We start from the raw sequence: 22,488 nt of genomic DNA, 5'->3' as shown, positions 1-22,488 counted from the left end.
CATATTTAAATCTGTAGACCTAGAGAAATTGTTAAAAGTAGACTTTGTTTGTAACTCTCGACAAAATGGGCGGGGCGAACTGGGAGTATTATGTGCTGTTATAACTTGCACCATACTATGTGGTCTATCTCTTTAAAGATTTAATGTATAAATGGCTTAGAATTATATTTTTTTTGTTAAGAATTATCCCTTATGTAAGATTTTATAAAATTTACAGGAAAATAAGTATGAGACCATTCAAACTTTAAGTTAATCAGTGTAAGCTAAGTAGGTAGGCACAAATAAACCTAACTATGTAACTAAATCTAAAAAGCTTGAAGCTCTATTGCTCGCTTGACTTTGCGGCGATCGCAATAACATAGTTATAAATTTTCCCGCCTACCTACTTAATTATCTAAATATGTTTCTTGCAACACCATTTTAACCACTTGCACTAATTCTGCTAGAGGAGGTGTAATAAAATTTACATAGCTCTTAGGGTATATGTTTAAAGAGACTAAACATGACTTGAAAAAGATTGAGTTTAGTAGCTTCTAAACAAACCAAGCAATATTGTTTAAGTGAGATTTTGATTAAGTAGTAAAATCTCAAAAAATCATGATGTGCTTTATAGTTTTTCTCGTCTCTTTACTCTTTATGTAGCCTGCCCAAAGCCAGCTTTTTAATGCTGGAGGTTACGCGCTGTAGGCTAAATCATACCTTACTAAATTGATTCTAATACCTTGACAAAGCTGTAGATGCTTTGCTTCTAAATTCTTCTTCAACCTCTTACTGAAAGCACGAGTCTTGTGGTGACCGAAGGCACTGCAAGAATTGATGCTTTATAAGCAAAGAAGCTTGGCTAGGCAAAGATGTAGCTCAATATTTTAGCATTCACATCACATTAGTGATTGTCATATCAAAGGTCTGCTACAACGAGTAGCGCTGCTTTTCAAATAAAAATACTTTTTATATAACAATACTCTTTTCTTCCAGGAGACTTAGGATTTCATCACAAAATATAAAAGTATCAAATAATACTTATTTTTTCAATTTAGAGCAATAACTAAATTCTGTCTTGGAGGTTAGAAAATGCCAGCCGTGCTTTCTGGGGAACATGTAGGCGAAAGGCTGTTGTACACCTTGGGTGCAAAGCTTTCAGAAAAAGAATTACAAAACTTACTGGCAGCAATGGAAATTGTAGAGCCACCACTAGCAAAGCAGTTTTGGCAATCTGCACAGACGAACCCTGGTATCTACATTATCCTTACAGGTAAAGTCCGACTATTGGATAGTTCTGAGAATTTAATTACTACCTTTGGTGCATGGTCTGTTTTCGGCGAATTGACTCTGTTTCCCGAAGCTGACTTTAGCCCTTATGTAGTCAGAGCTTCGACAAGCTTAAAACTTGGCTATTTCAGACAAGACGCATTGCAACCATTGATAGACAAGTATCCTACTATTCGCGATCGCCTGTTTGCCCGTGCAGAACTTTGGGATTTGCTGTTGTTATGTCGCCAAACCTCACAATTACCGTGCCATACTTCACTTGTACCAGGGATGCTCAAAGCTTTATCTCTCTTTGAGCGACAGTATTTAGAAACTGGCTCTATAACTACGCAAGTATCCCAAGATTCCCAGCTATGGCTATTGTACAGAGGTCAACTGCGGCATTTTGAAGGCGATTTTTTGACACCAGGCACAATCTTGGCCCAACCAAAACAAGGCGATTGGCAGGCAACTCAACCAACAATTGTTTACATTCTGAAAAACGACCATAGGCAAACAGCATTAGAATACTTGCCAGAGTTAGGGAAGTGGGGATTGGCGAGTGGGGAGCAGGAAGCGGGGAGTGAGGAAAAAACTTCTCGATCTCCAAAATCCAAAATTATTCCTTTTCCCCAACGAGATCAGCAGTTACAACAACAACCAAAAAAATCATCTTTTTACTTTCCCAGTCCAAAAGTGCAAGTGGGGCATTGGTGGAAACGGCTCACTAAAAGCTATCCCTTCTATGCCCAACAAAGTGCTGCCGATTGTGGCTCTGCTTGCTTAGTGATGATTGGTAACTATTGGGGTAAGCATTTTAGTATCAATCGCCTGCGAGATATGACCAACGTCAACCGTAGTGGTGCATCTCTAAAGGCTATGGCAGCCACAGCAGAAAACCTGGGTTTTGCCACCCGTCCAGTGAAAGCCACTTTTGATAAATTGGTAGAACAACCTTTACCTGCAATTGTTCACTGGGAAGGCAACCACTTCATCGTTGTCTATGAAATCACCAAAAAGCGGGTGATTGTATGTGATCCTGCTCTTGGTCAACGCAACCTGACAAAAGCTGAATTTCAAGCAGGTTGGAGTGGTTATGCATTGTTACTACAACCTACAGCCTTATTAAAAAATACTAAAAACGAAAGTACGGGCTTTTGGAAATTTTTTGAGTTAATCAAACCTCACTATCGGACACTATTAGAAGTCTTTGTAGCTTCGGTATTAATCCAATTATTTGGACTGGTAACGCCAGTATTCACTCAGTTATTGCTCGATAGAGTACTTGTGCAACGCAGTGTGACAACCTTAAACGCTATTGGTTTGGGGATGATTATTTTTGGGTTATTTGGTGTCGCTGTCAACGCTGTACGACAATATCTTCTATTTCATACTGCTAACCGTATTAGCATCTCCCTATTGGTAGGTTTTATTAAACATACCTTCCGCTTGCCCCTTTCTTATTTCGAGTCGCGTTTTGTTGGGGATATAGTCTCGCGCATCCAAGAAAACCAGAAAATTCAGCAATTTCTCACTGGGCAGACACTCTCCATTTTGCTGGATATGCTGACATTGGTGGTTTATCTGGCCTTGATGTTCTCCTATAGTTGGCGGATGTCATTATTTGTGCTGTGTACTGTACCGCCATTTTTTATCTTGGCGCTGGCTAGCACAAGTATTTTGCGCCGCATCTCCAGAGAAATTTTTAATGCAGGCGCTAAAGAACAAAGCTATCTCATAGAATCTCTTAGTGGAATTCGTACCGTCCGCTCATTGTCAATTGAACAGACTGTGCGCTGGCGTTGGGAGGAACTGCTGAATGATTTGGTTAAAAAATCCTTTAATGCTCAAATAATTGGTAATCACCTACAAATTATCAGTGGTGTCATCCAAACTTTTGTAAACACTGCATTGCTGTGGTATGGAGCGACCCAGGTAATTAATGGTGAACTGACTATTGGACAATTAGTTGCTTTCAATATGTTGGTGGGTAACGTCTTGAGTCCTTTCCAACGGCTATCTATGCTGTGGAATCAATTGCAAGAAATTGTAATTTCCACCGAACGCATAAATGATGTGTTGGAGGCGGAACCAGAAGAAGACTTAGAAACTAAACCCCGGAAGGCGTTGGGTAAGCTACGCGGTCACATTAGCTTTCATAATGTTACCTTTCGCTATCACTCAGAAAGTGAGACTAACGTCTTAGAAAATCTTAACTTTGAAATCCAGCCGGAACAGATGGTTGCAGTTGTGGGACGTAGCGGTTCTGGAAAAACAACCCTGAGTAAATTGATTTTAGGTTTATACCCACCGACAGATGGCAAACTACTCATTGATGGTTGCGATATCACCAGTGTTTCGTTGCGATCGCTCCGTTCTCAAATTGGTGTTGTAGACCAAGATACTTTTCTCTTTGGTGGGACGATTCGGGAAAACATTGCGATCGCTCATCCAAATGCCTCTTTAGAAGAAATTATCCAAGCAGCAAAATATGCTGGAGCTGATGATTTTATTCAAAAACTACCGATGGGTTACGAATCCCAAATTGGTGAAAGCGGCGGTATGCTTTCTGGTGGACAACGCCAACGCCTAGCGATCGCTCGTGCTTTGCTCGGAAATCCTCGATTATTACTATTTGATGAAGCCACCAGCCACCTAGATTCCGAATCAGAACGAATTATTCAAAACAACCTCAAAACAATTCTTCAAGGACGCACAAGTGTAATCATTGCCCATCGCCTCTCTACAGTCCGCAACGCTGACTTGATTCTGGTTTTAGATCAAGGCGTTTTGGTAGAAAGCGGTACTCACGACGAATTAATCGCTAAAAAAGGTCATTATTACTACCTGAATCAACAACAACTGGCTCAAGTAAGTTGAGATGGGGCGGTTATTTACTATTCTCCTGTACTCCCCCTATTCCCCACTCCCCACTCCCCACTCCCTATCTACTGTTATCGGAATTAAAACTATGCCATCTCCCAATAGATCATCCCCACTTCCCCAAGAAAAGCCAGATGAGTATCAAAGTTACACACAGCAAGAAGAATCTGTGGAAGTTATTGAGGCAGAAAATAACAATCAAGACTTGTACTACGGTACTGAAGCATTGCTCAATGCCTTACCTCGGATTTGGACTCGTGGTTTGTTGTATGTACTCATAGCCTTTGCTGGTCTGTTCTTACCTTGGGCAACTCTCTCAAAAGTAGATGAGACTGGCAGTGCTAGAGGGCGTATAGAACCAAAAGGTGCAACTCAAAAATTAGATGCTCAAGCTGCTGGAAGTGTCAAAGCAGTTATGGTCAAAGAAGGAGATACAGTCAGAGCTGGCCAGGTTTTAGTAGAACTAGAATCTGATGTCCTACAAACGGAACTGCAACAATTCCAGAGCAAATTGGAAGGGCTACAAAATCGGCAATCCCAACTGGAATTGCTCAAAAGTCAACTCCTCATGTCAACTAGCCTCTTAGAGCAACAAAATAAATCCCAAGAATTAGAAAAAATGGCTCAAGTTAATCAGGCAGAGCAAAACCTTGATGCCAAACTGAGTAGCCATAACCTGCAAAAGTTAGAAAAACAAGCATTAGTTAAGCAAGCAGAGCAGCAGATTGATACCACCCGCGATGATCAGCGATCGGCTAAAACTCGTCTGAGTATAGATTCCAGGCAAATTGCCCGCTTTAGCAAACTCGTTCAGGATGGTGCAGCTTCTGCAACCCAAATTGATCAACTCAAAAAAGAAGAACAAGAAAGTAAACGACTCTATAGCAGAGCTGTATCAGATATTAAACAAGCAAAATTGCGTTTGGCAGAAGAGCTAAATCGTTATCAAGTAACTATCAATATGTTGGAGTCTGATATCAAACAAGCAAGACTCCGACTGCAAGAAGAACAAAGTAGCTATAAAAGTGTGCTGCAAGCTGGGCAACTGGCTGTAATGAAAAATCAGGAACAGCTAAAAGACTTACAGACACAAATAACAGCAGTGCAATCAGAAATGGCTCAGACAAGAAGCCAGATTATATCTATAAAAGTTCAGATACAGCAACGGGTGGTGCGATCGCCGATTAATGGCGTGATTTTCGAATTACCCACCACGAAGCCAGGAGCAGTTGTACAACTCGGTCAAAGGATTGCCCAAATCGCACCCAAGAATGCAGACTTCGTACTCAGAGCTAGTATGCCTAATCAGGATAGTGGTTTTTTGAAGGTAGGAATGCCAGTAAAAGTCAAGTTTGATGCCTATCCCTTCCAGGAGTATGGCATCGTGCCAGGGAAAGTTACTTGGATCTCTCCTGACTCGAAAATTACCGAAACACCCCAAGGAAACATCGAAAACTATGAATTAGAAATCATTTTAGAGCAGCAGTATGTCGAAAATGGCAACAAACGTATTCCATTAGGAGCCGGTCAGACAGCAAATGCTGAAGTCATCATTCGCCAACGGCGCGTGATTGATTTTGTTTTAGATCCGTTCAAAAAACTGCAAAAAGGCGGTTTAGAGATTTAGTCAAAGCGATTTTGAATTAGGAAATAGGGCAAAAGGAACCATCAATGCCCCATGCCGAATTTTCTTAGTTATTGGAGATATCGTATTATGCCCCACAGTCTGACAATTTCCAGTTCAGATATCATTCACAGCCTCAAACTTTCTTGTCAGATACCTAATGTAGTAGAGGCAATAGCAGCGCAAAGCATCATTATCGAAGCAGCTAAAGAACTAGGAATTACAGTAACACCAGAAGAACTACAGCAAGAAGGAGATCGTTTAAGGTTTGCCAAGAAGCTTGTCAAAGCTAAAGAAACCTGGACATGGCTAGAAAAACACCATCTGTCTGTGAATGAGTTTGAAGAATTAGCCTACAACAACATTCTTTCGCAGAAGTTAGCAAAGCATCTATTTTCTGCTCAACTCGAAAAGCACTTTTATGAACACCAACTAGATTATGTCGCCGCCGTTACCTACGAAGTTGTCTTCGAGGATCGAGACTTGGCTTTAGAACTTTTTTATGCGCTCGAAGAAGGCGAAATCAATTTTCCTGAAATTGCTCGTTTATATATCCCAGAACCAGAACTCCGCCGTGCTTATGGATATCAAGGACTCCGATACCGCAAAGATTTTCGTCCAGAGATTGCAGCAGCTGTATTTGCTGCTGTACCGCCACAATCTCTCAAACCGATTACAACTCCCAAGGGGGTGCATTTAATTTGGGTAGAAGAAGTTATTCAACCCCAACTAGATGAACAGTTGCGCCAAAAAATCATTGCAGAATCATTTTCTGATTGGCTAAAACAACAAATCAACGCAATGAAAATTATTACTCAGATAAACTCAGATTCAAATGTGCGATCGCAGGAGGAATTGTTAAATATGTCATTCAACAAGACTAAATAGGCTCTTGGATTTTCCTAACTAAAGGTAGTTGCATCTAGTTTTCATAAATGTTATAGATCCTAGTGTTGTTTGTTTAAAATTTAATAAATTTTTGTCTTCAGTATTTTGTGAATATATCCACATTTTGCTAATTTGGTGCTGTAAAAGATTAAGTTTAATCGCCATAAGCCTTACTAGGCAGTAGCTAACAATTATTACTGCCTAAAATTGTCTTGCTTTTTTTAATTATATTTAATGCTATGTATACTCATTTTTAAATATGAATACATTAGTTTTTTAAATCAAAGTTTTGTCTGAGAACATTGACTTTTAAATAAACAAACTATATTATTCTTATAGCCAATAAAAGATTGGCTAAAACAAAGATTCCTAAAAGCAATTTACGCATTTGCAGGAGAAACTCAAATGATTATTTCTGATCTAAACTACTTGGAAAACACCTCTGAAGAAATTCTTGGTGGTCGTGGTACTAACATCCAAAACTTCTTCTTTACAAACAAGTTAGTTAAAGCTGATGTTAATGAAAAATTCGTCAAGACAATTGACACTAACTTAGATGGTATCGAAGGAAACGTTGCTGAATTAGTTGTTAGTGCTGATGCTACTGGCAACAGAACCTTCACCAGCGTCATTGGTGGTGTTCAAACCGAAGACAATCGCTCTGAGACTTTCGTTAACGCTATTTCTGCTACCGTTAAGTAATACTTGATCCAACTGGATTAGTTAAGCTGAAGCCTAAAAAGAAAAGCAGGTTAAAGTGAGTATGAAAACCAACACTCCATAGCAATTGTTTTGTTGGGTTATCTTGTACTCTACTCAACCTACTGTTGGATGTTCAAAAATTGCTGAAAACTATAAGCTAAGATAGTTTTCAGCAGTTTTCTAAATTTAATTCAATCTTAACACAGTTAATTAGACAGTTGCAAGACTTACCTCTTTCATGCAACGTGATATCTGTTTGTTAATGTTAGGAAGCTTTTTGTCAAGCCGAGTAATGTTTAGCGTAGCGCTTCCAAAGTTCAGCATCTAACAAGTGCCATACTTGAGCTTTAATATCATAACTATCAGTCAAAGGAGAGGAAAGAGGACAGGGTATACAAAGCTTGGGGGAGAACCCCATAAATAAATTTATTGGCTTTGAAAGCTTGGACGCATTATTTCTTGTCCTATGCATCGACGCTCGATAACTCGCTCTAAGCGAAGCATCCCGTAAAGCCTGCGGCATGGCTACGCTTAGGGCGCAGCCTCTGGTAGAGAAGGGTATACGCTGCGCTATCGAAATAAATATTTAACATTAAGCATAAATAAATTTATTTGCTCTGAAACCCCCTATTGCTGGGAAATTACAGCATCTTCTCCCCTGCTCCCTGCTCCCCTGCCTCTCTGATCAAGTCGGTATTGCATATCTAGCAGTATCAAGAGGAAATCTAATGAGCAGTATTTTTGTCACAGGTCTGTCCTACGTCAATATAAGTGGTGCCGGCGGTAGCATGAACCTCAGCATTGCTTCCCCCACAGGTTTAACGATTAACGAGAGTGAAAAAGTTTTCGTATCCGGAGCAACATCAAATAGAAGTACCGTGGTAGCCACGAATTCCTTAAGTAGAGGTAACACGAACGATTTGCTATTGGGAGATCAAGATAACGATACTTTCGTCAGCAACTTAGGCACTGATGCACTAACCAGAGGTGCTGATGGCAGTTTATTTATAGGTACAACAACTTCTACTTCCGAGCCTACTAATGTCATGACTGATTTGAATGCATCTTTAGGTAATGGGATTGGCATAGTAGAAAATAATAACCTGTTAAATAACTTTACATTTACAGGTCTCAATTCGATAGGTGATGATCAATTTCAAAATAGTCTTCTGTAAGGCGCTAATTGAGCCTATTTTTAGGACAATAATTTTGCAAGGAACCTACCGCTCAAAAGTAGCTAAGAGGATGTTTTAAAAGGCTTATTATTGGTGTCAAATTAGATTAGATCCTGCGAAAATCTCCCTGTTTAGATTTTTAAAGGAGTTAGGAGTATCAACAGTTGTCAGTAAACAGTTACCAGTGAGCAAGGTTCGACACTGTTAACTGAATCACTGGTCATTGGCTTAATAATAAGCAACTGCCTAAAATCACAGCCAAATACTTTTAAAACATCCCTTAGATGATTACCCAGTATACATTGGCAACTTCAACCAAAAATTTCCGAGGTAAAAAACATGGCAATTATACAAAGAAGTGACAGCAACGATATACAAAACACTAATAATGATAAGATTGCGAATCTTTTTAGCCGTAGTAACGATATATTGACCGGAAGAGGTCTTAATAACAATACATCTGGTGGCATTTTACAAGGAACTAACGGCAACGATCTATTAAATGCCCCACAAGGAAACACTAACACTAATAGTTACACGATTTTTGGACTTGGTGGTAACGATACTTTGACCGGAGGAGGTGGTAATGACAAGATATATGCAGGTATCAGTGGTAATTCTCTACTGAATGGAGGAGATGGGAATGACAGATTGTTTGGCAACCTCGGTGACGATACCCTGAATGGGGGTAGCGGTAATGATCTGCTGAGTGGAAGTCTTGGTGATGACTTGCTAAATGGGGATAGTGGCAATGATACGCTCGTTGGAAGTCTCGGCAATGACACCCTTAATGGGGGACTCGGAAATGATAATCTCTCGGGAAGTGCAGGGGATGACTTGCTTTTTGGGGCTGCTGGCAATGACACCCTCAATGGAGATCAGGGTAGTGACGTAATATTTGGTGGCGATGGTAATGATAATCTGATTGGAGGCCGTAGCGGATCTCCAAATGCTCCTGAAGGATTCTTTGAGGACTTTCTCGTAGGGGGTGCTGGTAGTGACACTCTCAATGGATTTAGCCCTAGTAGAGGAACATCAATTTGAGAGAGATGTGTTAGTAGGTGGCGGTGCGGTTGACAATAAGGGCGACGTCACAAATATTTCTCCCGACAGCGTCAAAGATGTATTTGTGCTTGGGGATGCGAATGGCTCTTATTATACATCTGCTGGCGATAATGACTATGCTACTATTTTGGGCTTTGAGAAGGGTATTGATCAGTTGGCACTTAGTCCAGCAGTGACTTATAAACTTGAAACTAAATCTCAGATATCTGGGCTTGATACTTTGATTTTCGCCCAACTTCCTGGCGGCAATGACCTAATTGCGATTGTAGCAAACGTTGACCTGACTAGATAGGTATGTCTCATCATCAATAGAAGATGAAATTAACAATACCTTGTTTGTGGTCAAGAGTAGTTATAGATGCGATCGCCCTGGATAACCGACATTACTGCTTAAATTATGAGATTGTATGATCGCTACGACTAATTTCACAACATAGGATTGCATACACTCATACATCTTTGTAGACAAAGTACTTAACAGGATAAACAGAAAATATTATGCGGTCACAAACACTATTTTTACAGCCAATTGTAGATAAAATTCCTAATCCCAACCCTAACTTTGCTAACGCTACAGGGGTTGCTTCCTTCTCCAAATATAGTCAAAAGCCTTCAGGAACTTTGACTACCACTCAGGTAAAGACGTTGGTTGAAAGTGGCGTTGCTACTGCTACGGTTCAAGCCGCATCTGTTTTTAATACCGATCCAACTTTTTCTTCGCTCTTTAGTGACGTTACTGGCATTGGATTAGATGGTTCTTTCAGAGGAAGCGCCAGTAGTAAAATGGAAGTGATTGGTAGTTTTGAAGTTGCTGCTAAAAAAACCTTTTCTTTCGATTTCTTTGCAGACTTAACACTAACAGCTAAAGAAATTGAAAATTCTGCTGCTGAATATAATCAGGCTAAGGGTAAAATTGGGTTCTTGGCACTAGATACCACAAATCCTGATAAACCTAAGGTATTAGATTATTTCGGTATCCAAGGTAAGTTAATTTCCTCTGAGCATATTGCTGATTTGGAATATAGCAAGAGTAGTAATATTACTATTAAGAGTCGTCCGCAAACTACTGATATTGACGGCGATAATGGGGAGGACTCCCTCATAGGAAAGGCGGTTGGTAGTTATAAAAAAACCTTTAATCGTAACACCAACATAACGCTAGTAGAGATGAATGTCAGTAATATTACTTTTTTAGGAGATACTTTAATCAACAATTTAGGTAAAAATGTTATTTATGGCACGGTTGGAAAAGATAATCTTCAAGGAAGTAACAGTGGAAACAAAATTTATGCCAGCTTAGGGAATGACAAGGTGGATGGAAAGAAAGACGATGACATCCTCGAAGGCGGCCAAGGGGATGATACTCTAAATGGAGGCGAAGGCAATGATAGCTTAAATGGCGGTTCGGGTGATGATGTTCTGATTGGTGGTGAGGGAAATGATGTTTTAGTTGGTGGCGACGGCTATGACAAATTTGTTTTCAACGGTGGTGATACCTTGTTGACAGATCAGCTTGCTGGCATCCAAGATTTACTAGTTAGTCTCGGTGTTGATAATATTATCAACGTTAGCGATAGCTTGTTGAAAGAAGAGTTTGATGTTATTCAAGATTTTCAATTTGGTATCGATAAGCTTGAATTTAAGGGTTGGGATGATATTAAGGCTGACAGTTGGTTAAATGAGATGTTTTCTCAAGGAAATATAACTGATACTAATGATGGACTCATTTTAAATTTTAATGCTGGAGAAACTCAACAAACATTATTGCTATCGGGTGTAAATTCTAAGCAGTTTAGTTCTGAGTCACTCATATTTTCTTAGAGTCATTTATTAGATTTGTAATACCTTTTTGCTATAGTTTTTAGACATTTAATATGGGTTGCGATCGCTAATCTATAGCGGAACCTTCATTTTTTGTTCTGCCAGTAAGTCGCGGACTTCTTCATTAGTAGTTTGGGGAAAGTTTTCGTACTAAAGACCAACACTTTGGAAAGGGCTAGGTGTGGATACAGAAACTATTTTGTCTACCTCAACTTTTAACTCATAGCAAGTTTCGGGTGCAGCCGCAGGCACAGCAATCACAATCTGAGTGGGTTGCTGTTTTCGCACAGCCACAACAGCAGCCCACATAGTTGCACTCGTATTTATTGACTATTCGCACACCACCAGAAGCGATCTTCCATAGCTAATTCTTCAAACCATTGTCCAGGTAGGTTTTTTCCCATTTCCCAATGTTTATTGTTAAACTCAATACTGAGCATTTTTTTAACACTATATTAAGAAATAACTACTTAACCAATGCGTAGATGCCAAAATATATGAAAATAGCGTTTAATTAAATTGCTAATTTCTTACTTGCTTCCTTATGCTTGCATTATCTTTTGTTTACATGATTTTGATACTACCTTTACATTATCTCTTAATTGTAAGTGTGGCATAATACACGATATATATACTTCTTAGCTAAATATGCGTAGTATTATGCTTGGTATTTGAGAAAAACTTCATTAAAATTACCTACTTAACACTTTTAAGTAAAAATTTATAGAGTAGAATAACTGAATATTACTCAGATATTTTTAAAATTCAAACCAGGATTTTTTAATGATCAGCTTAAGTAATTCGGAAAACGGCACAGCTAGAAGCACAACAGCCACTAATAGGCTGGCAAGAGCGATGATGGTTTCTGCTGGGGAATTCTCACTGATATTAGCTTGTTGTAACTGTGTTGAAAGGCAGCAGCACGTGCTGAATGTGTTAACAGAATTTTCATCAGCAGACATCTACGAAATTCTACTCTCACCTGCGGCAGACACTTTATATACAGCTATTACAAATGGAATTGGTGCTACTCAACCCGAAGCTTTGATGGTACGAGGTTTAGAATCTGTAGCCGACATCAGCCAACTCATCATCAGTACCAATATCATGCGAGATGAGTTTCGGAAACAGTTTCGGTTTCCGTTGGTATTGTGGGTAAATGATGAAATTTTGTGCAAGCTAGTCTGGCTAGCACCCGATTTTAAAGACTGGGCAGCCACTACCATTAGATTTGATGTACCTAACAATCAGTTAGTTGAAGCTGAACAGCAAGCCATCAGCGCTTAATATTGGCTGAAATTACTTGCAAAATATTGTATACACTGGTTTGAGTCAAGGAAAATTTAAGCTACATTCTGTCACATTATTTTATAAAATTACTTTTATTAAACCCTCACTTACCAGAGTTACGCAAAAGCATTGTAAGCTTTACTGGCAAGCTATTTTTTTAAACAGCAGTGTGGATTCTCTTCTCCAACAAACTGTTCATAATAATGAAGTTTGATGAGCTTCTGAGTTCTTGCTTGATTGCCGTTGGGTTATAGGGCGTTTTGATTGAGTGCATTTTAATCCGAAATTTCTATAGCAATCCGATTTGATTTCTGAATCACTCGTAGAGGTAAGGGATTGGGGACTAGGAAGAAGGAATAAAGGTGTACTAAAGTTTTGTTCAAAAATCAAATATGAGTCCTATATATAGCAGTTTGCAACTAAATGAGGTACAGAACCAAGGATTCACAAATCAAATTATTCTTCTCCCTCCTGCCTCCTGCCTTGTCTACGACACGCTGCGCGATCTGCCTCCTGCCTCAAAACCAGTGACTTTGTACCTCATGCAAAAGAAAACTGCTGTATAACGGTTCCCGCATAGGTAAAGTACAGAAAAAATCGCTACAAGGAACAAAAAATCAGTACGTTAGCGTCTTTGTCTTTATATCTGTGTCAGAAGACAGGTACTAAGTTAATTCCAACTGGCAAATTTCTGGAATTATATACTTTATTATCTATTAGTGACTAGATAGTATTTATGAGTTATATAACTCTTAGCAAAAATTCGTATCTTACTATGAAATTCATGCTGAAAAACTACTTTAACGCCAATCAAACGCGAATTTTCGCTGCTTTGATTCTGACTGGAATTTTGTCTGTTGCTAACGGTTTAACACTTATCAAAGGTGCTACGGGCGCTTCTGCGAAATTATCGCTAGAAACAAGCAATGAAGTTCTCAAAGAAAGTATTAAACCAAACGGCTTACCACGTCCAGTAGCTAATGCGGTGTCAGATACATTACCCGCATCTGTAAAAAATGCTGTTTTACAAGCCGCCTCTAAACGTTTGCAACAGCCAATTTCTCAGCTAACAATCATTGAGGCTCAACAGCAGACTTGGAGAGATGGCTGTTTAGAATTAGCTAATGCTGATGAATTCTGTACCCAAGCTTTGGTACCGGGTTGGCGGGTGGTTGTAGGCATTGGTGACCAAACCCTAGTTTATCATACCAATCAAACAGGTTCCGCACTCAGGCTGAATGAAAAGGCTAGCTCAAGTCCACTGGCCCCTGTGCAAATTCCAGTCAGCGAGTTACCACCACCGTTACCTGGATATGTAGTATTTCGAGAAATTTCCAGTGGTGGTTTTATTGGCAGAACCTACGAGACTGTTTTACTCAAAAATGGACAATTAATTCGGGTACGGATTGGTGATGCCAATGATTCTGAACGTAGTGTTCGCCGCGTTCCTGTGCAACAGGTGCAACAATTTGTGCGATCGCTAAAACGTTCTCAATTTAGTAAATTCAAAAATCTGAGGTACCCAGCCCCCAGTGGTTCTGCTGATTTTATTACTTACACTCTTACAAGCCTTGAGGGTACGGTTGAGTATAACGATATTTCTCAAAATAACCTGCCAAAGAATTTACAAGCAGCAGTCAAAGCCTGGAATCAACTTATAGCCAGCGCCAAATAATAAACCTCAGCATGAATAGCGATTGTTTTAGCGCTTACAATCGAAACGATCGCTATTTATGCTGATTGTTCATAATTTTGATGATGTTTGTAGCAAATGATGAAAAGGTTTGTAAAGTGGTGTGCTGAGTTTCCTTTTTGGTGGAATACTCCCCAAAGCAGAAAGTCTCTTTTGTTTGCCGTTATAGCTACCTTGAGTGTGGTAGCTACGGTGATGCTATCGTTCCCATTGAACGCTCAGATTAACCTGCCGCGAACGCCAGCATCTGAGTTAAGGGGAGTATGGTTAACAAATATTGATAGTGATGTGCTGTTTTCGAGCGATCGCCTCAAGGGATCTTTGCAACGCCTTGACGAACTTAATTTTAACACCATATATCCGGCAGTTTGGAATTGGGGATATACATTGTATCCCAGCAAGGTTGCACAAAAAGTTATTGGGCGATCGCTCGATCCTACACCCGGTTTAAAAGGGCGAGATATCCTCAAAGAAATTGTTGATGTAGGACATCAAAAAGGGTTAACAGTGATTCCCTGGTTTGAATTTGGCTTCATGGCACCAGCAGATTCTCTATTAGCTAAAAATCGTCCCCAATGGCTCACCAGTCGCAGCGATGGGACTCGGATTGTTAAAGAAGGGACGCATAATCGTGTTTGGCTAAATCCTTTCCGTCCAGAAGTACAACAATTTATTCAAGATTTAATTGTTGAAATTGTCAGAAACTACAATATTGATGGTATTCAATTTGATGACCATTTTGGCCTACCATCAGAATTAGGGTACGATGCTTATACAGTGGCACTTTACAAAAAAGAACACCGTGGGAAAGCTCCCTCCAAAAACTCTAAAGATCCAGAATGGGTGCGCTGGAGAGCTAACAAAATCACCGAGTTTATGAAGCGGGTATTTACAGCCGTTAAAGCTACTAAGAAAAATTGCCTGGTTTCCGTTGCTCCTAATCCTCAACGTTTTTCCTATGAGTACTTTTTAGCAGACTGGCAGAAATGGGAAAGGATGGGAATCATTGAAGACTTAGTTTTGCAGATATATCGTGATGATTTGAATGTTTTTGTTAACGAATTAGAATATCCAGAAGTGAAAGCGGCAAAGAGCCATATTCCAGTGAGTGTGGGTATTCTGGCTGGGTTGAAAAATCGATCTGTACCGATGCAACAGATTCAGACACAAGTGCAAAAAGTACGCGATCGCAATTTTGCTGGAGTCTCTTTCTTTTTTTATGAAACCCTCTGGAACATGAGCAAAGAAAAGCCTCAAGAGCGTCAAACTGCCTTCCAGAAGATTTTCCCTACACCAATGGCTTACCCCAATTTGCTTGCAGGTTGGAAACCATTTAGTTAATTTTCTTCATAAGCTGTCGGTGAACACCTCGCTTAATTTAAGCGAAGGTTCACCAACAATCATTTAACAATGTTTGGGTGTAGGCTCCATAAGCACTATCCTATTCCCAAACGCCCAGCCAAGCCAGGAGTCAGGGGTAGAAGCGTGGTAATCATCAAGAATAGAGCCAAAAGCCCCAAAGCGGCTCTAGCATCATCAGGTTCAGTGACTTCATTCAAGCTAGGGCGTTCTTGATCCCGTTGCAAGAAGAAAATCACGATCGCCCAGTACATAGCAAGAGTATTACCGAGAGACACTAACGCCAGTAAAATTAAAGTTGCGATCGTTGCCCGTCCTGCGGTTTTGCGTCCATAAATCGCCTGCACTATGCGCCCACCATCTAGTTGTCCTGCGGGCATTAAGTTTAAAGCTGTGATAACTAACCCCAACCAACCAATCACCACTAAAGGATGAACACTTACCAGGGACGACTGCAACGCCGAACCAAGGACAACTCGCGCCAAACTTCCCACCAAAATCGACCCTTGGAAAAACTGATTGGGCAATTGAAATAAACTACCTGGGTGGGAAAGCAGCAAGCCCGTCACCAGCATTAACAAAGAGACAATACCACCTGCGGCTGGCCCTGCCAAGGCGATATCAAATAATACCTTGCGGTTAGGTAACAAAGATTCAAAGCGGGTAATTGCACCAAAGGAACCAATTTGCACAGCTGGTAAAAAGAAGGGCCAGCTAAGGCGAATTTTGTGACGCTGGGCAAGTAACCAATGACCGATTTCGTGAACTCCTAAAATCGCAAATATCCCACCGCCTATGGGCAAAGCTTCTTGAAACCGCCCTGGATTGGCAAAGAAATCAAAATTCAGTAGTAATCCCGCAGCTTCTAAACTTGTGGCAATGGTCGCTACCAACAGAATACCTGCAAAAGCTTTTTGCGATAACAACATTGGCCGGGGATCATTGCGACTCGGCAGGACAATCACCACTGGTTTGCCATCTGTATTTTCCACTAAAAACAGGCGATATTGATCACCAAGGCGTTGCTGCAAATTTGCAGTTAGACGGTTGTGAGTCTCTTCTGGTTCTCCCCGCAAATTGCCTTTGAAAATGGCTCCATCTTGGTAAGCGATGGTTTCTGTAGCAAAAAACGTATCGATACCGAAAATACCTTTAACTACATTTAAGTCTTCTTCTGGTATCGGCGTGATCTCTGGTTTCAGTTCTGCTGCTGTTGGTTGTGAGGATTTTGCTTCAAGTAAAGAATCAGCTGCGATTCTTTCTGTTGCGCGTTGCTTAAGGATGGCATCTTGCCCAGCTGCGCGTAACTGGCTGCCTAAGTAGATGTACAATCCTGCGGAAGTCACTACTAAGAACAATATACCCGCTATATTGATGTAAATCCCTGCGGCAAACAATCCAAAAAACAGGAGCCAGGGAGTCATCAACACCACCGACTGTAACCAGGCTAAGATTCCCAGTTTACCAAAAGGTCTGGCGCGATAAAAGCCCCAGCCCAAAATGCCTAAAGCTAACAGTAGGATTGCCGCCAGGATAGAAGTTTCTGATAAAGTAAACATCTCCAAACCTTTGCTATTGAGACTAAGCCAGAACAAGTCCGGTATTGCAGATACACTTATTAATGTATAACGCCGCCTGTAGTCTGCCCAAATTATCCCCCTTTGAGTGGACTTAGCCCAACCCAGACATTGGGCAAATCGAACTTGCAATAGCTCTTACAGTAGATTTTGGCTTGATGCATTAGTAGGTTTCAAAGGTAAGAGAGCATTTATAAAGTAAATCAAAAGTTAGGGTGTGTTACGGCTTTAGCCTAACGCACCAGCTTTTGAGCAGGTGGAAAAAAGAGCGATCGCATAATATATCAATCGCTCTCTTACCTAATAATTAATTTGTTCAAACTGTATTTGAGCGAAGTAGTCTCCTAAGTCCAATAAAGAACTTCAGCATTTGGAAAGCGCCTACTAATCTCACTCTCAAAAAAGCTACGCAACGCCTTCATTATGTCTTTCTCATAAACGTACTTCGTCCCACCAAACTTATTACGCTTGACGCTGCGTTTTGCTTCATCCATCTCTAATTTTGATTGCGGATACCAAGTTTGTAACACTTCTTTTGACCCTGGTGTGAACCGATGTGAGATTAACTCAAAGGTAAGGTTACAGTCAAAATCCAGTGCCTCGTTTATCTGGTCAAACAAACAACTATAGTGCATCTGCCAATCGTCTATCGGCATAATTGGCGCGATAACCAAACCTACTGGATAACCGCCACCGCCACGCTCTTGTGGTAGCGCCAACCGTCGTAATGCATTCAGTCTGGATGCTACGGATGCCGTGCCACCTTCAAATTTGCCAGAAATCGGTGCAGCATTAACACTCATCCGACAGCGAGTATGCCCATTGTGTGGTAAGTCGAGTAATCCATCCACAGCATCAAACTTCGATACCCAACGTAGATGTGCATTGGTACGAGTGCCAAAGTAACGGATACATTCAGCAAGACTTCCAGTTAAATGCTCAATACCTAATGGATCTGTGTAACAGCTAACTTCAAAACTTGTGGTTTTCCCGTCTTGCTCGTAGTTAGCTAAGTTCTCTAATATCTGCGGTAAGTTGGCAAAAGCGCGGATGACAGGTGGCCCCGACAAGCTACCTGCTAGATAGCAGTATTGACAGTGAGCAGGACAACCTTCGGCAAGGTGAAACTGCCAATCCGCAGAAGGTGGAATGGGACTCAGTTTAAAAGAACTGGGTGGTGCAGTAACCACCGCTAAGGTACGCTTGGCGATGTTGTAAGTATCTCGCTCAGACTCACCACGCAATCCCTTCAGGCGGTTCTGTGATAGTTCTTCTATTGGTAAATTGAGTGACTGCACACGTTTAAGAATCTGCTGCCCCCAATCTTCATCTAGAGCAGCAGGTGTAAACAGTACCCGTTCAGGTATCCACAACCTTGGTGATCTTGTTTGTGTATCTGATACTGAAACTTGGTCTGTAATGGTATTCAGCAATATCTTTCTCCGTTATTTAGTTTGCTGACTTCTGCAATTAATTTTCCAGGACTTGCTTAATTCGTCGTTCTAACAAATCAAGATCCAAACTACCTTCATCACGGTTAATTCGACGCACAGTTGAATTAACATTAGCTAAATTAACCAATAAATCTTGAAGAATTTCCTGCTGCTGACGGGCTTGGGTAACTTCGCGTGGTTCCTGTACCAAATCACGGATGATGGTATCTTCAGCGCGAGAGGCGATAATTGGATCGCTTTGCCCTTGAACGTGAACAAAGGTTCGTCGCCCTGGGCCTCGCTCCTCTTCTATTGGTATAACTGCTGTCACTTGGTCAGAACGCACATATTTGCCAAATCCCAAATGGACTAGTTCTGATGAGAGTATTTTCATATAATTGAAGCGTTATTTTTATGTCTTACTTATATTGTAAAATCTACAAAAGTGACTTGAAGCCATAGAGCATACGGGTTATACCCAATTCAAAGTAGTAGTTTCCTTGTAAGGACACGGCAATGCCCATGCCTGTCAACTTAAGCTAAAAGGGCGGTTACAAACCGCGTCTACACAAACAAAACTCACCTCCGTGGGTTTCAGATCCTTAATTTTTTCTTAAGCCGCAAATTCAATGAGACTGTTGGCTTAAGTTGATAAGCTATCGCCCATCTAATGACTGTTGACTGCTGACTGTTAACTGTCAACAAACCTGATAAGTTATTGTGTAATTTAAAGGCATAATAGCTTACCAATCGATAATGCCGCGTACCTCACTCAAATGAGAATCGCTATATCAAGTGATGATAAAATCAAATAAATGATGGGCCATTTCTAATTTAGAACAAGGTGCGATCGCTAGCTTATTACCTTGACTATCTAAAAATATCGCTTGATTATTATCACTCCCAAAACCACTATCAGGTTGATCGATGGGATTGGCAACAATAGCATCAAGTTTTTTACTCTGTAATTTTTCTAATGCAGGCTTGACAATATTCCCAGTTTGTGCAGCAAAACCAATTAATATCTGATGCGGCTGTTTAAGTTTTGCTAATTGGGCGACTATATCCGGTACAGGTTCCAGAGGTAAGGCTTGGGGGAGCGATCGCTTGGGTAATTTCTCTGTACTATAATCTTTTGGCTTCACATCTGCCACGGCTGCTGACATGACAATTACATCAGCATTGGGTAAATATTCCAACATCGCCTGCTGCATTTGCTCGGCACTAATGACGGGAATCCCTTGCACTCCTAATGGTATATCCCAATTAGCTGGGCCATGTACCAGGGTGACGTTTGCCCCTCGGTGAAGTGCGGCTTGCGCTAAAGCTAATCCCATTTTACCTGTGGAAGGATTACCGATAAATCTAACTGGGTCAAGATATTCTCGCGTTCCCCCAGCACTAATTAACACTCGTTTACCAGCTAAATTTCGTTTACCTTGAGTCTGTAACAACGATTGGATGTAAGCCAAAATTTCTGGAGGTTCTGCTAATCTACCAGCACCGATGCGATCGCACGCTAATAAACCCGATGCCGTATTCATTCCATGATATCGGCTATCTATCAATAGCTGTTGCCAATTTCGTTGCACCGATAGCTGTTCCCACATATCTGTATTCATTGCGGGTGCTAACAGCACGGGACAAGTAGAAGCCAGCACGGTATTGGTGAGTAAATTATCAGCCATCCCGTAGGCTAACTTTGCTAATGTATTAGCCGTCAAGGGGGCAATTACCATGACATCTGCCCATTCACCCAACTCAATGTGTAAAGGACGAGAGTGGGTTGGTTTCCAGAAATCATCATCTGTGTAGGCGGGATGACGAGATAGGGTGGCTATTGTCAGAGGCGTAATAAATTCTTGCGCTGAACGGGTGAGAATAACTCGGACTTCCACCCCAGTTTTAAACAGCGTCGAAACCAACTCACAGATTTTGTAGGCGGCGATACCGCCACCTACACCAATTAGAACTCTGTTCGATTTTGGATTAGTCATGGTAAAAAGTTAGGAGTAAATAGGAATTTAGAAGCAAGTAGTTACGAATATTAATTTCCAACTCTTAACTGCTAACTCCTAACTCCTAACTCTCAACTACGCTTCATCGTAAGGTTCCAAGTCTAAGAGATAGATATAGGGTTCAACTAACTCTGGACGCTGAAATGCGATCGCTCGCAATAAATGCCAATCATTTAAACCCTCAAAAGCATTGCTATAATTATCCAGATCGAGACGTGTAGCCAGTTCTTCTACTTCTGCCGCAGTCATGGCAGCAATTTCTTTCCTGGAAATGCTTAGAGTTGTCATAATGCTTGCCCCTCCCTTATGCAGAACTCGCCTTCAGCATGGGTTTAAGTTGCGCTGAACGCAGCCACCCTATATATATTACTCATTAGAGAGCATTGATTTCGTGAAAATTTTCAGCATTTATACCAGAATTTATAAAAAATTCGTAATTCTGACTAGCCAATTACATTTACAACAAAATTCCGTAGCACCTCTAACGTTTGTGGATTTATTTCATGCCCCATGTCAAATTCGTGGTATTTTACCGCCACTCCTAGAGACTCTACAGTTTCTCGTGCCTTCCAGGCTGCTTGTATTGGAACAACTTCATCATATTTACCGTGGGTAATTAAAGTAGGCGGAATCCCTTTTTGATCTGCCGCTACTGCATCAGGATGTAAATACCCACTCATGACAGCTAAACCTGCTAGGGGCAATTTTGAGCCAACATCTAAAGTCATTGCCCCACCTTGAGAAAATCCACTTAGAATGGTACGTGACAAAGGTACGCCAGTGGTACTTTCTAAAGATTGCAAAAAATCTATTAGCAGTTGCCGACTTTCTGCCAATCCTTGATACATATTCTCCACCCGCAGGTCATACCATGCCTTCCCTACAGGGGAATAAGGATAAGGAAAAGGTGCGTTGGGTAATACAAACTGATAATCAGGTAAGTTGAGCAAGGGTAACAAAGATGCTGGTTGAGTCGATGGGGGATATTATTCCCCGCACCTCTCAGTTAAATCTGGGCGTGCGACTTTCACCGCACCCAGCTTCCGATGTTCTTAGCTTGCGCCTTTGCTCATGTGTTTGTAATCGTGGCAACTCTCGTGAATTGCTTCAAGATTATTTTTCTTCCAGTTGGCATGATTTCCATCGATGTGATGCAGGTGAACCCGTTCTTCATCGATGAACTTTAAGCCGCAGGAAGCACATCTATGGTTTTGCTTCTTGAGAGCTTTAGAGGTTTCGCTGTCGTAGAGCTTACTTTTGCGTTCGCTCCAGTAGGCTGTATCTCCGTCATAAGGGGATTTTGTTCCTTTGACGGAAATGTGTTTGTTTTCGGAGTAGGAAACTGCTGGGAATGCTTTGTCTAGTAATTTCTTGCTAGAGTGGCGGTTTAGCTTGGTTTCCTTGTTGAATACCGTATAAGCTCTTTTTTGGATGTGGTATAACGAGTTTCTAGACCCGTCCATCTTGCAGAACTTATGGTAATTTCTCCATCCTCTAACTACCGGGGCTAATTTTTGAGCCTTTGTGGTAGCACCATAATTCGAGTTGTTGACGATGTGTTTTACTTTCTTACGAAAAGCTTTGAAGTTGTCCACTGAGGGAGTACTTTTGAACTTTCCGTTTTTCTGGACTTTGAAGTGCCAGCCGAGGAAATCAAACCCATCTGTCGCGGCGGTAACTTTGGTTTTCTTTTGGCTTACATTCATTCCGCG

19 protein-coding genes are annotated in these 22,488 nt (G+C 40.9%); 11 read left to right on the top strand and 8 right to left on the bottom strand.

Going from position 1 to position 22,488, the window contains the following annotated elements:
* Nucleotides 1-1,071 precede the first annotated feature (1,071 nt).
* The 8 genes from H6G26_RS26550 to H6G26_RS26515 all read left to right on the top strand — a co-directional run bounded on the left by H6G26_RS26550 (nucleotide 1,072) and on the right by H6G26_RS26515 (nucleotide 11,406).
* Entirely contained in the window at nucleotides 1,072-4,128 is a 3,057-nt protein-coding gene (locus tag H6G26_RS26550; RefSeq protein WP_190732805.1) for a peptidase domain-containing ABC transporter, read from the top strand.
* 91 nt (nucleotides 4,129-4,219) lie between these two features.
* Nucleotides 4,220-5,758, top strand: coding sequence for an HlyD family efflux transporter periplasmic adaptor subunit (locus tag H6G26_RS26545; RefSeq protein WP_190732803.1), 1,539 nt, complete (start codon nucleotides 4,220-4,222; stop codon nucleotides 5,756-5,758).
* An 87-nt stretch (nucleotides 5,759-5,845) separates the two neighbouring features.
* Complete coding sequence (locus H6G26_RS26540) at nucleotides 5,846-6,643, top strand: peptidylprolyl isomerase (RefSeq protein WP_190732801.1); 798 nt, start codon at nucleotides 5,846-5,848, stop codon at nucleotides 6,641-6,643.
* A gap of 405 nt (nucleotides 6,644-7,048) precedes the next feature.
* Nucleotides 7,049-7,345, top strand: coding sequence for a hypothetical protein (locus tag H6G26_RS26535; protein WP_190732799.1), 297 nt, complete (start codon nucleotides 7,049-7,051; stop codon nucleotides 7,343-7,345).
* 788 nt (nucleotides 7,346-8,133) lie between these two features.
* Nucleotides 8,134-8,520 carry a hypothetical protein gene (locus H6G26_RS26530; protein WP_190732797.1) on the top strand — a complete coding sequence of 129 codons (387 nt, stop codon included), beginning with the start codon at nucleotides 8,134-8,136 and terminating at the stop codon, nucleotides 8,518-8,520.
* A 339-nt stretch (nucleotides 8,521-8,859) separates the two neighbouring features.
* Entirely contained in the window at nucleotides 8,860-9,564 is a 705-nt protein-coding gene (locus H6G26_RS43890; RefSeq protein WP_190732795.1) for a calcium-binding protein, read from the top strand.
* Nucleotides 9,530-9,877, top strand: coding sequence for a hypothetical protein (locus H6G26_RS26520; RefSeq protein ID WP_190732793.1), 348 nt, complete (start codon nucleotides 9,530-9,532; stop codon nucleotides 9,875-9,877). Before H6G26_RS43890 ends, H6G26_RS26520 begins: the two co-directional genes overlap by 35 nt.
* 353 nt (nucleotides 9,878-10,230) lie before the next feature.
* The gene (locus H6G26_RS26515) at nucleotides 10,231-11,406 is read left to right on the top strand and encodes a calcium-binding protein (protein ID WP_190732791.1); all 1,176 of its coding nucleotides are present in this window, start codon (nucleotides 10,231-10,233) and stop codon (nucleotides 11,404-11,406) included.
* Nucleotides 11,407-11,556: 150 nt separating this feature from the next.
* On the opposite strand, the gene H6G26_RS26510 is transcribed toward H6G26_RS26515, so the two are convergent.
* On the bottom strand, nucleotides 11,557-11,715 hold the full coding sequence (locus H6G26_RS26510; protein WP_190732788.1) for a hypothetical protein: 159 nt from the start codon (nucleotides 11,713-11,715) through the stop codon (nucleotides 11,557-11,559).
* A 474-nt stretch (nucleotides 11,716-12,189) separates the two neighbouring features.
* Between H6G26_RS26510 and H6G26_RS26505 the strand changes: the two genes are divergently transcribed.
* The 3 genes from H6G26_RS26505 to H6G26_RS26495 all read left to right on the top strand — a co-directional run bounded on the left by H6G26_RS26505 (nucleotide 12,190) and on the right by H6G26_RS26495 (nucleotide 15,730).
* Nucleotides 12,190-12,693 carry a hypothetical protein gene (locus H6G26_RS26505; RefSeq protein ID WP_190732786.1) on the top strand — a complete coding sequence of 168 codons (504 nt, stop codon included), beginning with the start codon at nucleotides 12,190-12,192 and terminating at the stop codon, nucleotides 12,691-12,693.
* A 778-nt stretch (nucleotides 12,694-13,471) separates the two neighbouring features.
* Complete coding sequence (locus H6G26_RS26500; RefSeq protein WP_190732784.1) at nucleotides 13,472-14,371, top strand: hypothetical protein; 900 nt, start codon at nucleotides 13,472-13,474, stop codon at nucleotides 14,369-14,371.
* A 99-nt stretch (nucleotides 14,372-14,470) separates the two neighbouring features.
* Nucleotides 14,471-15,730 carry a glycoside hydrolase family 10 protein gene (locus tag H6G26_RS26495; protein ID WP_190732831.1) on the top strand — a complete coding sequence of 420 codons (1,260 nt, stop codon included), beginning with the start codon at nucleotides 14,471-14,473 and terminating at the stop codon, nucleotides 15,728-15,730.
* A gap of 95 nt (nucleotides 15,731-15,825) precedes the next feature.
* Here the strand turns inward: H6G26_RS26495 and H6G26_RS26490 are convergent, their stop codons facing one another.
* From H6G26_RS26490 to H6G26_RS26460, 7 genes are all read right to left on the bottom strand, one after another.
* The gene (locus H6G26_RS26490) at nucleotides 15,826-17,307 is read right to left on the bottom strand and encodes a site-2 protease family protein (RefSeq protein ID WP_190732782.1); all 1,482 of its coding nucleotides are present in this window, start codon (nucleotides 17,305-17,307) and stop codon (nucleotides 15,826-15,828) included.
* A gap of 362 nt (nucleotides 17,308-17,669) precedes the next feature.
* On the bottom strand, nucleotides 17,670-18,692 hold the full coding sequence (locus H6G26_RS26485) for a spore photoproduct lyase family protein (protein WP_347242508.1): 1,023 nt from the start codon (nucleotides 18,690-18,692) through the stop codon (nucleotides 17,670-17,672).
* 103 nt (nucleotides 18,693-18,795) lie between these two features.
* A complete protein-coding gene (locus tag H6G26_RS26480) occupies nucleotides 18,796-19,152 on the bottom strand; it encodes a hypothetical protein (RefSeq protein ID WP_100897934.1) in 357 nt (118 codons plus the stop codon).
* Nucleotides 19,153-19,549: 397 nt separating this feature from the next.
* The gene (gene coaBC / locus H6G26_RS26475) at nucleotides 19,550-20,755 is read right to left on the bottom strand and encodes a bifunctional phosphopantothenoylcysteine decarboxylase/phosphopantothenate--cysteine ligase CoaBC (RefSeq protein WP_190732779.1); all 1,206 of its coding nucleotides are present in this window, start codon (nucleotides 20,753-20,755) and stop codon (nucleotides 19,550-19,552) included.
* Between the two features lie 96 nt (nucleotides 20,756-20,851).
* Nucleotides 20,852-21,064: a DUF2555 domain-containing protein gene (locus H6G26_RS26470; protein ID WP_190732777.1), complete on the bottom strand. Its 213-nt coding sequence runs from the start codon at nucleotides 21,062-21,064 to the stop codon at nucleotides 20,852-20,854.
* Between the two features lie 155 nt (nucleotides 21,065-21,219).
* Entirely contained in the window at nucleotides 21,220-21,735 is a 516-nt protein-coding gene (locus H6G26_RS26465; protein WP_190732775.1) for an alpha/beta hydrolase, read from the bottom strand.
* A 93-nt stretch (nucleotides 21,736-21,828) separates the two neighbouring features.
* Nucleotides 21,829-22,488, bottom strand: a 660-nt coding sequence (locus H6G26_RS26460; protein WP_277883921.1) for a group II intron maturase-specific domain-containing protein, incomplete at its 5' end; no start/stop codon positions are given.

This window comes from Nostoc sp. FACHB-888, assembly GCF_014696655.1.
GTDB lineage: Bacteria > Cyanobacteriota > Cyanobacteriia > Cyanobacteriales > Nostocaceae > Nostoc.
The sequence above is the reverse complement of the archived record's forward strand: the minus strand, read 5'-3'. Positions and strand labels throughout refer to the sequence as shown.

What these genes read in the sequence shown, in the direction of transcription:
- H6G26_RS26550 (WP_190732805.1), top strand. Translation starts at nt 1,072, where the DNA reads ATGCCAGCCGTGCTTTCTGGGGAACATGTAGGCGAAAGGCTGTTGTAC.
- H6G26_RS26545 (WP_190732803.1), top strand. Translation starts at nt 4,220, where the DNA reads ATGCCATCTCCCAATAGATCATCCCCACTTCCCCAAGAAAAGCCAGAT.
- H6G26_RS26540 (WP_190732801.1), top strand. Translation starts at nt 5,846, where the DNA reads ATGCCCCACAGTCTGACAATTTCCAGTTCAGATATCATTCACAGCCTC.
- H6G26_RS26535 (WP_190732799.1), top strand. Translation starts at nt 7,049, where the DNA reads ATGATTATTTCTGATCTAAACTACTTGGAAAACACCTCTGAAGAAATT.
- H6G26_RS26530 (WP_190732797.1), top strand. Translation starts at nt 8,134, where the DNA reads ATGAACCTCAGCATTGCTTCCCCCACAGGTTTAACGATTAACGAGAGT.
- H6G26_RS43890 (WP_190732795.1), top strand. Translation starts at nt 8,860, where the DNA reads ATGGCAATTATACAAAGAAGTGACAGCAACGATATACAAAACACTAAT.
- H6G26_RS26520 (WP_190732793.1), top strand. Translation starts at nt 9,530, where the DNA reads ATGGATTTAGCCCTAGTAGAGGAACATCAATTTGAGAGAGATGTGTTA.
- H6G26_RS26510 (WP_190732788.1), bottom strand. Translation starts at nt 11,715, where the DNA reads ATGTGGGCTGCTGTTGTGGCTGTGCGAAAACAGCAACCCACTCAGATT.
- H6G26_RS26505 (WP_190732786.1), top strand. Translation starts at nt 12,190, where the DNA reads ATGATCAGCTTAAGTAATTCGGAAAACGGCACAGCTAGAAGCACAACA.
- H6G26_RS26500 (WP_190732784.1), top strand. Translation starts at nt 13,472, where the DNA reads ATGAAATTCATGCTGAAAAACTACTTTAACGCCAATCAAACGCGAATT.
- H6G26_RS26495 (WP_190732831.1), top strand. Translation starts at nt 14,471, where the DNA reads ATGAAAAGGTTTGTAAAGTGGTGTGCTGAGTTTCCTTTTTGGTGGAAT.
- H6G26_RS26490 (WP_190732782.1), bottom strand. Translation starts at nt 17,307, where the DNA reads ATGTTTACTTTATCAGAAACTTCTATCCTGGCGGCAATCCTACTGTTA.
- H6G26_RS26480 (WP_100897934.1), bottom strand. Translation starts at nt 19,152, where the DNA reads ATGAAAATACTCTCATCAGAACTAGTCCATTTGGGATTTGGCAAATAT.
- coaBC (WP_190732779.1), bottom strand. Translation starts at nt 20,755, where the DNA reads ATGACTAATCCAAAATCGAACAGAGTTCTAATTGGTGTAGGTGGCGGT.
- H6G26_RS26470 (WP_190732777.1), bottom strand. Translation starts at nt 21,064, where the DNA reads ATGACAACTCTAAGCATTTCCAGGAAAGAAATTGCTGCCATGACTGCG.